We start from the raw sequence: 12,997 nt of genomic DNA on the forward strand, positions 1-12,997 counted from the left end.
CCACCTGACGTTGAACGCCAGGCACACACGATCGGCTCGAAAACCGCCAGGTCGAGTGTTCCAAGTTAAAGCCAGCAGGTAGTAACAGACGCCTGAGGGAGGGTTGGCTCCCTCAGGAGATAAGCTTAGTCAGGTATCAGATTTTTACTTCAGGCGCTGGTTTGTCGCTTGGGTTGGCGATCAGCTCCTTGACCTTGTCGCTCATCGGGAAGTTCAGGTTCAGGCCTTTCGGTGGGATCGGGCTTTCGAACCATTTGGCGTAGATCTTGTTGATCTCACCGGACTTGTACAGGGCAACGATGGCGTCATCCACGGCTTTCTTGAAGTCCGGGTCGCCTTTGCGAACCATGCAGGCATAGGCTTCAAACGACTGCGGAGTACCGGTGATGACCCAGTCGTCCGGCTTCTTGGCCTTGGCTTCTTCACCGGCCAGCAGGGCGTCGTCCATCATGAACGCGACGGCACGGCCGCTTTCGAGCATCTGGAAGGATTCGCCGTGGTCTTTGGCGGAGATAACGTTCATGTCCATCTGCTTGTCGGCGTTCATCGCCTTGATGATGCGCTCGGACGTGGTGCCGGCGGTGGTCACGACATTTTTGCCTTTCAGGTCAGCAAAGTCAGCGTAGGACGGCTTGCCTTCCTTGTCTTTCTTGACCAGCAGACGGGTGCCGATTTCGAAGATGTTGACGGTGAAGTCGACTTGCTGGGCGCGTTCGGCGTTGTTGGTGGTGGAGCCGCATTCGAGATCCGCGGTGCCGTTCTGGATCAGCGGGATACGGGTTTGCGAGGTCACCAGGTTGTACTTGGCTTTAAGGTCGGGTTTGTTCAGGTCTTTTTTCAGTTGTTCAACGACGGCCAACTGAATGTCGTGGGAGTAGCCCACAGGCTTGCCCGAGGCATCCGCGATGTAGGAAAACGGGATGGAGCTGTCGCGGTGAGCGAGAGTGATAGTGCCGGAGTCGTTGATTTTCTTCAGCGTGCCGGTGAGTTCGGCGGCGAAAACTGGAGTGCTGATCAGAGCAGCAGCGATAGCTGCGCCCAGGATATGGGGAACGATGCGCATCAATACTTCCTCGACATTTGTTTTTTTTATGAAGCCAGCTAAACGGCTCTGTTGTGCAGCGAATGCCTTGACGGCTCCTGAAGCGTGTCAGGCAATCGTCAGGAAGTGTAGAGCATGAGTCGTGCCACACCGCAAATAAAAGATTAAGTGCATGATTTATATGAGTATTAACTTTGTATGACGGTTGCGGTTTGCACCGTAGGTACGGCTAACCGAATAGAGAGGTTGTGAAGCGTTCGGAAAACCGAATCTCATGCCTGCTGACGGTAGGAGCGAGCTTGCTCGCGAAAAACGCAAAAGCACCGCGGTTATTCTGGATAAACGCGGTGCTCTCGGGTCTTTCGCGAGCAAGCTCGCTCCTACGGTGTCGGGAGGGTGTCAGGCCGCTTCGATCTTGCTGCGGTTCTGTTCAACCTTGGACAGGTAGCGTTGCAGGTTGTCCTGTTCCGCCGCCGTGGTGAACAGGCCCAGCTTGGTACGGCGCCACAGCACGTCCTGAGGCTGCGTCACCCATTCTTCAGCGCACAGGTAATCGACTTCACGGGTGTATAGCCCGCCTCCCAGGTGCTCACCCAGATCAGCCAGGGTCTGCACACCTTCGAGCAGGCGCCAGGTGCGGCTGCCGTAGGTGGTCGACCAGCGACGGGCGATCTCGCTCGGCACCCAGTCGAACTTGCTGCGAATGGCCTCGGCCAAGGCTTCTGGCGTGGTCATGTCTTCGCCGCCGGGCAAGCTGGCCTTGGCGGTCCAGCTGGGGCGCATTTGCGTGAAGTATGGCGCCAGTTGCGCCATGGCCGATTCCGCCAGCTTGCGATACGTGGTCAGCTTGCCGCCGAACACCGACAGGATCGGAGCCTCGCCGGCAGCGCCGGACAGCGACAGGGTGTAGTCGCGGGTAATGGCCGACGGGTTATCCGATTCGTCGTTGCACAACGGGCGTACGCCCGAGTAGGTGTGGACGATATCGTCACGGCTCAGCTGTTTCTTGAAGTGCGCGTTGACCACCTTGAGCATGTAGTCGGTTTCACCTTCGGTGATCGCAACTGCAGCCGGGTCGCCGGTGTATTCACGGTCGGTAGTGCCGATGATGGTCAGGTGATTCAGGTACGGAATAGTGAAGACGATGCGCTGGTCTTCGTTCTGCAGAATGTGCGCATGCGCCCCTTCGTAGAGTTTCGGCACGATCAGGTGGCTGCCCTGGATCAGGCGGATACCGTAAGGCGAATCCAGCTTCAGATCCTCCTTGATGAACTTGGCGACCCAAGGGCCTGCAGCGTTTACCAACGCCCGGGCGCGGATCGAGAACAGGCTGCCATCGGCGCGCTCCATGTTCATTTCCCACAGGCCGTTACTGCGGTGTGCGCTGATGCAGCGGGTCTGGGTGTGGATATGGGCGCTTTTCTCACGTGCGGCCATGGCGTTGAGCACCACGAGGCGGGCGTCGTCAACCCAGCAGTCGGAGTATTCGAAGCCTTTGGTGATTTCGCTTTTCAGCGGGCTGTCGGCACCGAACTTGAGGCTTTTGGAGCCGGCCAGTTTCTCGCGCTTGCCCAAGTGGTCATACAGGAACAGGCCGGCACGAATCATCCAGGCCGGGCGCAGGTGCGGACGGTGCGGCAGCACGAAGCGCATCTGCTTGACGATGTGCGGGGCCTTCGCCAGCAGCACTTCACGCTCGGCCAGGGCTTCGCGTACCAGACGGAACTCGTAATGCTCCAGGTAGCGCAGGCCACCGTGGATCAGCTTGCTGCTGGCGGAGGAGGTGTGGCTGGCCAGGTCGTCCTTTTCGCAAAGGAATACCGACAAACCGCGACCGGCTGCGTCTGCTGCAATGCCGACGCCATTGATCCCGCCGCCGATAACGGCGACATCATAGACTTCGGCAAGCGGTGGGGCAGGCAAGGTAGAAGGGTTCATCGGCTTGGCCTCGCGATCTTTTCGTATTGGAATTCGAACATTAATGTTCATTTGCGAAAATGGTAGCTGATAAACGCGGGCACAGCCAGCCGACTTCGATTGAAAAAACTCATCGAAGGGCGGGAAAAGGAAAATTTGTGAACATGAGCCGGGGGAAGGCGCAAGAAACTGAGTGCGGGATAAATCGCCATCGGGGGCAAGCCCCCTCCCACACTCGGATGTGCGACGCCATTGAAATGTGGGAGGGGGCTTGCCCCCGATGGGGACCGGCCAGGCGCTAAACGACTTCCAGACGAACCTTATGCTCATTCAGCACTTGCACCAGCGCCGGCACCGGCTGCTGGTCCGTCACCAGGCAATCCACCAGGCTGATCGGCCCCAAACGAATCATGGCATTGCGCCCGAATTTGCTGGAGTCCGCCGCCAGGATCACTTGCCGCGCATTGGCGATAATCGCCTGGGAGACCCGCACTTCCTGATAGTCGAAGTCGAGCAGGCTGCCATCTTCATCGATGCCGCTGATACCCACCAGCGCAAAGTCGACCTTGAACTGGTTGATGAAATCGACGCTGGCCTGGCCAACCACACCGCCGTCGCGACGCACATTGCCGCCGGTCAGCAGTACGTCGAAGTCGTCCTTGGCACTGAGCATGGTGGCGACGTTGAGATTGTTGGTGATGATTTTGAGGTGATGGTGATTGAGCAACGCCCGGGCGATGGATTCGGTGGTGGTGCCGATATTGATGAACAACGAAGCGTGATCGGGAATCTGCGCCGCGATGGCTTCGCCGATACGCTGCTTTTCATCGCGCATCTGGTCGGCTCGCATGGCGTACGCGGTGTTCTCGACGCTGGAGTCATAGGCCGCGCCGCCGTGGTAGCGGCGCAGCAGATTGGCGTCCGCCAGCTGGTTGATATCGCGGCGGATGGTTTGCGGGGTGACAACGAACAGCTGCGCCATTTCCTCGATACTGACGTAGCCGCGTTCGCGGACCAGTTCGAGGATTTGTTGTTGGCGGGGAGGCAGATTCATGGGGCGTCCTTTGGGCTGCCATACAAAAGTGGCCCATGATGACGCAGGAATCCGCTCCCTGCCAGTTACAACCTGACGTTGGCTTATTCAGCGCCTTCGTGCGGCTCCCAGTCACGGGTGCGGCTGACCGCTTTTTGCCAGCCGGCGTAGAGTTTCTCTTTGGAAGCCTCATCCAGCTGCGGTTCGAACTCGCGCTCGATTACCGCCTTGCCGCGCAACTCGTCCAGGCTGCCCCAGAAGCCGCATGCCAAGCCTGCCAGGTAGGCCGCGCCCAATGCGGTGGTCTCGCGCATTTGCGGGCGCTCGACCTGGGTGCCGAGGATGTCGGCCTGGAACTGCATCAGGAAATTGTTGGCCACCGCACCGCCGTCCACGCGCAGTGCTTTGAGGCGTTCGCCGGAGTCCTGTTGCATGGCGTCGAGCACGTCACGGGTTTGGTAGGCAATCGACTCCAGCGCTGCGCGAATAATGTGGTCCACGCGTACGCCACGGGTCAGGCCGAACAGTGCGCCACGGGCATACGGGTCCCAGTACGGCGCGCCCAGGCCGGTGAACGCGGGCACCAGGTACACGCCGTTGCTGTCCTTGACCTTGCCGGCGAAGTATTCGGTATCGGTGGCATCGGCGATGATCTTCAGTTCGTCACGCAACCACTGCACGGTGGAGCCGCCGTTGAATACCGCGCCTTCCAGGGCATAAGCCACTTCGCCACGTGGGCCGCAGGCGATGGTGGTGAGCATGCCGTGCTTGGATTTCACCGCTTTGTCGCCGGTGTTCATCAGCAGGAAGCAACCGGTGCCGTAGGTGTTCTTGGCTTGACCGGCTTCGACGCACATCTGGCCGAACAGTGCAGCCTGTTGGTCACCCGCGATGCCGCCAATGGCGATGCCGCTTTTGGTACGGCCATAGATTTCCGAGGAAGACTTCACTTGCGGCAGCATTTCGCGCGGTACGTCGAGGATCTCCAGCATCTTCGCATCCCACTCCAGCGTGTGGATGTTGAAGAGCATGGTGCGCGAGGCGTTGGTGTAGTCGGTGACGTGGGTCTTGCCGCCGGTAAATTTCCAGATCAGCCAGCTGTCGATGGTGCCGAACAGCAGTTCACCGTTACGCGCACGCTCGCGGCTGCCTTCGACGTTGTCGAGGATCCACTTGAGCTTGGTGCCGGAGAAGTACGGGTCGGTGACCAGGCCGGTGGTGTCATTGATGTATTGCTCGTGGCCGTCGCGTTTGAGCTGCTGGCAGATCTCGGTGCTGCGGCGGCATTGCCAGACGATCGCGTTGTAGATCGGGCGGCCGGTGACTTTGTCCCACACGACGGTGGTTTCACGCTGGTTGGTGATGCCGATGGCGGCGACCTGGTCATGGTGCAGGCCGGCCTGCGCCAGCGCTTCGACCATCACCGCGCTCTGGGTCGCGAAAATTTCCATCGGGTCATGCTCTACCCAGCCCGCTTGCGGGTAATGCTGAGTGAATTCACGCTGGGCGGTGCAGGCCACGTTGGCGTCGCGATCGAAGATGATCGCGCGGGAACTGGTGGTGCCCTGATCAAGGGCAATGATGTAGTTCTTATTCTGAATGTCGGTCATGTCGATTGCCTTGGACGGAAAATAAGGAAGTAAGGAATCAGCCGGGTCCGCAAAGAGGCAGTGCGGGCCAGGCCGGCGCTATCAGGAAATACGCGTCTTGCCGTTGACAGCCGTGTCAGTTGTTTCTTCAGCAATAGCAGGTGCGGCGCTCGGCAGATGACGGGCAATCAGCCCGCGATACGCGGCAGCGCCAAGGCATGCGCCGACAATCGGCGCGAAAATCGGTACCAGGAAGTAAGGAATATCGCGGCCGCCAGTAAAGGCCATTTCACCCCAGCCGGCGAAAAAGGTCATCAGCTTGGGCCCGAAATCCCGCGCCGGGTTCATCGCAAAGCCGGTCAACGGCCCCATGGCGCTGCCAATCACGGCGATCAACAGGCCGATCAGCAGCGGAGCCAACGGACCGCGTGGCAGGCCATTGTTATCGTCCGTCAGGGCCATGATCACGCCCATCAGAATTGCCGTGATGACCATTTCCACCAGGAATGCCTGGGCCGTACTCAGCAGTGCATGAGGATAGGTGGAAAACACCGAGGCCAATTCCAGGCTGGCCTGGGAGCCACGCACCATGTGGTGAGTTTGTTCGTAATCGAAAAAAAGATTGCTATAGAGCGTGTACACCAGCGCGGCGGAACAGAAGGCCCCGGCGATTTGGGCGAGGATATAGAAAGGCAGTTTACGTTTTTCGAAGTCGGCGAAAATGCACAGGGCGATACTCACCGCCGGATTGAGGTGAGCCCCGGAGATACCGGCACTCAGGTAGATCGCCATGCTGACGCCGACGCCCCAGATGATGCTGATTTCCCATAAGCCAAAGCTCGCACCCGCGACCTTGAGCGCAGCGACGCATCCGGTACCGAAGAAGATCAGCAGCGCAGTGCCGAGGAATTCGGCCATGCATTGGCTCGAAAGTGAAGGCTGTTGAAGAGCAGTTGTCATGGAAAACCTCAGTTGTTGTTCTTGTCTGGCGCACCGTCTCAACGGGCGGTTGCGCGATTTTCACCGTGACGAGGATCCCCATCCTGCGCCACGGCTTACTGCTCGAGTACTGGGGAGCTATTCCTACAGTATTCGGAAACGAAAAAATATAGACAAGAATGACCGCTGTCAAAGGTCGAAAGTGAACGGTAGGTCATTTCATAACTATTGGTAGGGTGAATGATCATGGGGTGGGCCAGGTATCCGCGCGCGTAAACGACTGCGCTAGAGCGTTTTGTGCGAGCTTGGCCTAGAATTGAGCGTCAGTTTGCACTCTCGGAGCCCACATGACCCCTGCCTTGGACTTGTTGAAAAAAGTTCGCGCCGAACATCGTATCCATAGTTATGAACATGATCCCAAGGCGGCGTCGTACGGCCTGGAGGCCGCGGAAAAATTGGGCCTCGACCCGGCGCAGGTGTTCAAGACGTTGCTGGCCAGCAGTGAGAAGGGCGAATTGCTGGTGGCCGTCGTGCCGGTCGTCGGAAGTCTGGATCTCAAAGCCCTGGCGAATGCGGCAGGCGTGAAAAAAGTCGAAATGGCTGACCCGGCGGCCGCGCAGCGTTCCACCGGGTATCTATTGGGCGGTATCAGCCCCTTGGGGCAAAAGAAGCGATTGCGCACGTTCATCGATGTGACGGCGCAGCCGTTTGCGACGATTTTCGTCAGTGCTGGCCGGCGCGGGCTTGAAGTCGAGCTGCCGGCCGGTGTGTTGGCTGAGCATACCCAAGCGAAGTTCGCGCCGATTGGCAGGGCCTGATGATCAGCCCTGTAGAGATCCAAATGTGGGAGGGGGCTTGCCCCCTCCCACATGTTCAAGCCGGTTTCGCCAGCTGGCTGCTTACGCCTGGAACAGCACCAGGTGCTCGGCAGCCACTCGAATGCCCACATCCGCGCCGACCTGCTGATCGACATGGCTGGGAAAAATCGACTCCAACTGCGCGCCCGTCGCAAGTTGCAGGCGGTATAGCGTTGATGCGCCGAGGAAGGTCTTGCCGACAATCCGCGCTTTCAGCGCACTGTTCGGTGCGTAGACGATGTCATCCGGTCGCAGCAATACATCCACCGCGCCACCGGTCGGCCAGGTATAGGCACGGTTGCCACGCAGTTCGCCCAGCTCGGTGCTGACGGACTCGGGCGAGCTCAATTGGCCGCGAATGAAGTAGCCCTGGCCGATAAAGCTGGCCACATAAGGCGTCTGCGGCTCGTGATAGAGGTTGTAGGGCGTATCCCATTGCTCAAGACGACCCTCCTTGAAAACGCCCACATGGTCGCTGACGGCGAAGGCTTCCTCCTGATCATGGGTGACCAGGATCGCACTGGTGCCGCGCGCCTTGAGAATGTCGCGCACTTCATGGCTGAGCTTGCGCCGCAGTTCGCCATCCAGGTTGGAAAAGGGTTCGTCCAGCAGCAGCAGTTGCGGCTCCGGCGCCAAGGCGCGGGCGAGGGCAACGCGTTGTTGCTGTCCACCGGATAGCTCGTGGGGGAAGCGTTTGCCCAGGTCTTTGAGGTTGACAAGTTCCAGCAACTCGGCGACCACGCGGTCTTTGTGCGGGTGCTTGCGGATTCCGAAGGCGATGTTGTCGGCCACGCTCAAATGAGGAAACAACGCGTAATCCTGGAACACCATGCCGATGCGACGTTTCTCCGGTGCCAGTGTGAAACCGGCACTGGAGATCACTTCGCCCGCCAGGCTGATTTCGCCTTCGTGCACCGGCTCAAAACCGGCAATGGCGCGCAGGGTGGTGGTCTTGCCGCAGCCCGAGGAGCCGAGCAGGCAGCCGATGTCACCCGCGTTGAGGTGCAGGTTGAGGTTCTGCACCACTCGTTGATCTTGATAGCCGCATGCCAGATTGCGCAGGTTCAGCAGTAATGGCTGGCTCATGCGTGGTGATACGACGGCGGGACGAGAAATTCGAGCAGGGCCTTTTGCGCATGCAGACGGTTTTCGGCCTGGTCCCAGGCGACCGAGCGCGGGTCATCGAGCAGGTCGAGGCTGATTTCCTCGCCACGGTGGGCGGGGAGGCAGTGCATGAACAACACGTCCGGCGCGGCCAGGTCGAGCAGGGCGCGGGTCACCTGGAATGGCGCGAACAGGGCCAGGCGCTTGGCGGTTTCATCTTCCTGGCCCATGGAGGTCCAGACGTCGGTGCTGACCAGATGGGCGCCGACCACCGCATCCTTCGGATCGCGCAGCAGTTGCACGCGGCCATCAGCCTTGGCCATGAACTCGGCGGTGGGTTCGTAACCCCCGGGACAGGCGATGCGCAGGTGGAAGTCGAACTGGATGGCGGCTTCTATATAGCTGTTGCACATATTGTTGCCGTCGCCGACCCAGGCCACGGTCTTGCCCTGGATCGAGCCGCGGTGTTCGAGGAAGGTTTGCATGTCGGCCAGCAACTGGCACGGGTGCAGGTCATCGGACAGGCCATTGATCACCGGCACGCGCGAGTTGGCGGCAAACTCGGTCAGGGTGCTGTGGGCGAAGGTACGGATCATCACGGCATCGAGCATGCGCGACATGACGATGGCGCAATCGCTGATCGGCTCGCCACGGCCCAATTGGGTATCGCGTGGCGACAGGAAGATAGCCTGGCCACCCAGCTGAATCATGCCGGCTTCGAAGGACAGGCGGGTGCGAGTCGAGGACTTCTCGAAAATCATCCCGAGCACGCGATTTTTCAAAGGCTCAAACAGTACGCCGCGGTTACGCAGGTCTTTAAGCTCAATGCCTCGACGGATCACGCTGACCAGCTCTTCGGGCGTGCAATCCATCAGGGAGAGAAAGTGCCTTGCGCTCATCATTAACTACCTTTTTGCAACAGACCGCAGATACTCAAAGCCTTGTTTATTGTGACAACGGGCGAGACCTGCGGCGAAAGCCGCACGGGGCGACGAAATAGGGGAAGGCGCGATATTGACATTAAATGTCGCGTCTTACCAATAGGGCTACGGTTTTTAGAGGTGTTCAAGCAGGGCGCCGAAGCGCGTTTGAAGACGGTTTCCTGACAGCAGCGGCCCATTTGTACACTGGCCCCGAGACCTTTGGCAATGCGCAGAGGCGCCCGCGGGCCCGGTGTATCGGATTACAGCGCCTGCAGGAGGGTTTCTGAAACATTTACTAACGTTTAGCCATGTCCTGGCCTATATCCGCCGATTCACCGCGCGAACGTTGCTGGCGCACCGCGTGGGCGCGGCCCATAGTTGAACAAAGCCCTTATAAAAGAGACTGGCCATGACCAAGACTCTCCATCACCGTGCCTGCCACCTGTGCGAAGCCATTTGCGGCCTGACGCTGGAAACCACCCGAGGCGACGACGGCGGCCTGGCGATCACCTCAATCAAGGGCGACCCGCTGGACACGTTCAGTCGCGGGCACATCTGTCCTAAAGCCGTGGCGTTGCAGGATATCCAGAATGATCCGGACCGCCTGCACCAGCCCATGTTGCGCGTGGGCAGCGAGTGGCAACCGATCCCGTGGGAAGACGCGTTTGCGCTGGTAGCCGAACGCCTTGCGGGCATCCAGGCCAGGCATGGGCAGAATGCGGTGGCGGTGTATCAAGGCAACCCCAGCGTGCATAACTACGGGCTGATGACCCACAGCAATTACTTTCTTGGCCTGCTCAAGACCCGCAACCGATACTCCGCAACGTCGGTGGACCAACTGCCCCATCACCTCTCGAGTCACCTGATGTACGGCCATGGCCTGTTGCTGCCCATTCCGGACATCGACCACACCGACTTCATGTTGATCCTGGGCGGTAACCCGCTCGCCTCCAATGGCAGCATCATGACCGTGCCCGATGTAGAGAAACGCCTCAAGGCGATTCAGGCCCGGGGCGGCAAAGTGGTGGTAGTTGACCCGCGACGCAGTGAGACGGCGGCGATTGCCGATCAGCATCTGTTCGTACGTCCCGGCGGCGACGCGGCCTTGTTGTTCGGGCTGCTCAACACACTGTTTGCAGAAGGGTTGACCCGCGACAGCCATTTGCCGGTCGAGGGGCTTGAAAGCGTGCGCCAGGCGATCGCCGGGTTCACCGCCGAGGCCATGAGCCGTCAGTGCGCGGTGCCTGCCGAGCAGATCCGCCAGTTGGCGCGTGACTTCGCTGCAGCGGACAAGGCTGTGTGTTATGGGCGCATGGGCGTCTCGACCCAGGCATTCGGTACGCTGTGTCATTGGCTGGTGCAGTTGATCAATCTGGTCACCGGCAATCTGGACCGCGTGGGCGGCGCCTTGTGCACCACGCCGGCGGTGGACCTGGTGGCGTCGACCGGAGGCGGGCATTTCAACCGCTGGCAAAGCCGCGTGTCCGGACGGCCTGAATACGGCGGCGAGCTGCCGGTGTCTGCGTTGGCCGAGGAGATGCTCACCGAGGGTGAAGGGCAAATCCGCGCCCTGGTGACGGTGGCCGGCAACCCGGTATTGTCGACGCCCAACGGCCGTCAGCTGGAGCAGGCGCTGGACGGGTTGGAGTTCATGGTCAGTGTCGACCTCTACATCAACGAGACCACGCGCTATGCCGACCTGATCCTGCCGTCCACATCGGCATTGGAGAATGATCACTACGACACCACCTTCAATATGTTCGCGGTGCGCAATGTCACGCGCTTCAACCGCGCGATCCTGCCCAAACCTGAAGGTGCGCTGCACGACTGGGAAATCTTCGTCGGCCTGGCCAAGGCGTTTGCGGCACATACCGGCGTGGTGCTCAAGCCGACGATGCCGCCCGCGCAGATGATCGACTTTGGATTGCGCGCCGGGACTTACGGGGATGCCTCTGCGCACCAGCTGTCAGTGGCGATGCTGGCCGATCATCCCCATGGCGTGGACCTGGGGCCGCTCAAGCCAAACCTGGCCGAGCGGCTGAAGACCGCCGACGGCAAGGTGCAGGCGGCGCCGGCGGTGATCCTGGCTGACCTGGCGCGTTTTGCCGCGCAACCGGCGCCGGTGGCTGACGAACTGCTGCTGATTGGCCGTCGTCATGTGCGCAGTAATAATTCCTGGATGCATAACTATCACCGCCTGGTGAAGGGCAAGCCGCGCCATCAACTGCTGATGCACCCCGACGACCTGGCCAGTCGACAATTGAGCGACGGTCAGCGGGTACGGGTCAGTTCGCGCATCGGCATGGTCGAAATCGAAGTGGTGGCCAGCACGGACATGATGCCTGGCGTGGTCAGCCTGCCCCACGGCTGGGGGCACGGGCGCCCGGGTGTGCAGATGAGCATCGCCAGCAGCCAGCCCGGGGCGAGTGCCAACGACTTGACCGACGAACGGCAATTGGACGAGCTGTCGGGCAATGCGGCGCTCAACGGCGTACCGGTGAACGTTTCGGCAGCTTGAGGTTGGCTGTCGGCGCGCCCGAGCATCCTGCAGGTTTTTTGCGTTACAATGCGCCACCGTGCCGACCCGTGAGTCGCAAAGTTCCTGCAGAGGTGTTCCATGGATATCATCGAAACGATCAAAGAGCAGATTGCCAACAACACCATTCTGCTTTACATGAAAGGCGCGCCAAACGCTCCCCAGTGCGGTTTCTCCGCGAAGGCTTCCCAGGCTGTGATGCAGTGTGGCGAGAAGTTTGCCTACGTGGATATCCTGCAAAACCCTGAAATCCGCGCGAACCTGCCCAAGTACGCCAACTGGCCGACGTTCCCGCAGCTGTGGGTAGCCGGTGAACTGGTCGGCGGTAGCGATATCATCACTGAAATGGCAGCTGATGGCTCGTTGCAAGCGCTGATCAAAGACGCGGCGCAAAAAGCGGCAGCCAAGACTGAAGCGTGATGCCCTTGTAAAAAAGCCACGCAATAAAAAGCCCCGCTTCTCACTGGAGAGCGGGGCTTTTTTGTACCCGAACGCTTGGGGTTATTCGCCCATCTGCGACTGCAGGTAGTTTTCCAGGCTGACTTTGTCGATCAGGCCCAGTTGGGTTTCGAGCCAGTCGATGTGCTCTTCCTGGTCTTCCAGGATATCTTCCAGCAATTCGCGGCTGCCATAGTCGCCAGTGGCTTCGCAGTGCGCGATGGCGGCCTTGAGGTCGCTGTGGCTTTTGCGTTCAAAGCCCAGGTCGCTGCTGATCATTTCCCGGGTGTGTTCGCCGATATTCAGCTTGCCCAGGTCCTGCACATTCGGCAGGCCTTCCAGGAACAGGATGCGCTTGATCAGCGCATCGGCGTCCTTCATGGCCTTGATCGATTCTTTGTATTCGCGCTTGCCCAGCTTTTCCAGGCCCCAATCGTCGTACATGCGTGCATGCAGAAAGTACTGATTGATCGCGACCAGTTCATTGGCAAGGATTTTATTGAGTTGCTGGATGACTGAGATGTCGCCTTTCATGACTGGGGTCCTGCCCTGTAATCGCTGTGTATGGGCAGAGTTTGAGCGGCGACAATCCTGGTGTCAAACCTAAGTTATTGAATAA

General features: G+C 59.7%; 11 protein-coding genes. 3 read left to right on the forward strand and 8 right to left on the reverse strand.

Annotated features, from left to right (window positions below; translation table 11 throughout):
* Positions 1-136 precede the first annotated feature (136 nt).
* The 5 genes from BFQ04_RS16995 to BFQ04_RS17015 all read right to left on the reverse strand — a co-directional run bounded on the left by BFQ04_RS16995 (position 137) and on the right by BFQ04_RS17015 (position 6,541).
* Positions 137-1,063: a glutamate/aspartate ABC transporter substrate-binding protein gene (locus BFQ04_RS16995; protein WP_065951804.1), complete on the reverse strand. Its 927-nt coding sequence runs from the start codon at positions 1,061-1,063 to the stop codon at positions 137-139.
* Positions 1,064-1,441: 378 nt separating this feature from the next.
* On the reverse strand, positions 1,442-2,980 hold the full coding sequence (glpD, locus tag BFQ04_RS17000) for a glycerol-3-phosphate dehydrogenase (RefSeq protein ID WP_065951805.1): 1,539 nt from the start codon (positions 2,978-2,980) through the stop codon (positions 1,442-1,444).
* A 277-nt stretch (positions 2,981-3,257) separates the two neighbouring features.
* Positions 3,258-4,013, reverse strand: a complete 756-nt coding sequence (locus tag BFQ04_RS17005) for a DeoR/GlpR family transcriptional regulator (RefSeq protein ID WP_057724781.1) — start codon at positions 4,011-4,013, stop codon at positions 3,258-3,260.
* 83 nt (positions 4,014-4,096) lie between these two features.
* The gene (gene glpK, locus BFQ04_RS17010; RefSeq protein ID WP_065951806.1) at positions 4,097-5,602 is read right to left on the reverse strand and encodes a glycerol kinase GlpK; all 1,506 of its coding nucleotides are present in this window, start codon (positions 5,600-5,602) and stop codon (positions 4,097-4,099) included.
* 81 nt (positions 5,603-5,683) lie between these two features.
* Positions 5,684-6,541: an MIP/aquaporin family protein gene (locus BFQ04_RS17015; protein ID WP_065951807.1), complete on the reverse strand. Its 858-nt coding sequence runs from the start codon at positions 6,539-6,541 to the stop codon at positions 5,684-5,686.
* Positions 6,542-6,867: 326 nt separating this feature from the next.
* Between BFQ04_RS17015 and ybaK the strand changes: the two genes are divergently transcribed.
* A complete protein-coding gene (gene ybaK, locus BFQ04_RS17020; RefSeq protein ID WP_065951808.1) occupies positions 6,868-7,338 on the forward strand; it encodes a Cys-tRNA(Pro) deacylase in 471 nt (156 codons plus the stop codon).
* An 81-nt stretch (positions 7,339-7,419) separates the two neighbouring features.
* On the opposite strand, the gene BFQ04_RS17025 is transcribed toward ybaK, so the two are convergent.
* Both BFQ04_RS17025 and argF read right to left on the reverse strand, forming a co-directional pair.
* The gene (locus BFQ04_RS17025; protein ID WP_065951809.1) at positions 7,420-8,463 is read right to left on the reverse strand and encodes an ABC transporter ATP-binding protein; all 1,044 of its coding nucleotides are present in this window, start codon (positions 8,461-8,463) and stop codon (positions 7,420-7,422) included.
* Positions 8,460-9,380 (reverse strand): ornithine carbamoyltransferase, encoded by a 921-nt coding sequence (gene argF, locus BFQ04_RS17030; protein ID WP_065951810.1) that lies wholly within the window; start codon positions 9,378-9,380, stop codon positions 8,460-8,462. Before argF ends, BFQ04_RS17025 begins: the two co-directional genes overlap by 4 nt.
* 433 nt (positions 9,381-9,813) lie before the next feature.
* On the opposite strand from argF, the gene BFQ04_RS17035 reads away from it, so the two are divergent.
* Together BFQ04_RS17035 and grxD are read left to right on the forward strand one after the other, a co-directional pair.
* Complete coding sequence (locus BFQ04_RS17035) at positions 9,814-11,922, forward strand: molybdopterin oxidoreductase family protein (protein ID WP_065951811.1); 2,109 nt, start codon at positions 9,814-9,816, stop codon at positions 11,920-11,922.
* Positions 11,923-12,021: 99 nt separating this feature from the next.
* Positions 12,022-12,360: a Grx4 family monothiol glutaredoxin gene (gene grxD, locus BFQ04_RS17040; protein WP_065951812.1), complete on the forward strand. Its 339-nt coding sequence runs from the start codon at positions 12,022-12,024 to the stop codon at positions 12,358-12,360.
* 81 nt (positions 12,361-12,441) lie between these two features.
* Here the strand turns inward: grxD and bfr are convergent, their stop codons facing one another.
* A complete protein-coding gene (gene bfr, locus BFQ04_RS17045) occupies positions 12,442-12,912 on the reverse strand; it encodes a bacterioferritin (protein WP_065951813.1) in 471 nt (156 codons plus the stop codon).
* Positions 12,913-12,997 lie beyond the last annotated feature (85 nt).

Source organism: Pseudomonas sp. 37 R 15, from assembly GCF_900004865.1.
Taxonomy (GTDB): domain Bacteria; phylum Pseudomonadota; class Gammaproteobacteria; order Pseudomonadales; family Pseudomonadaceae; genus Aquipseudomonas; species Aquipseudomonas fluorescens_AM.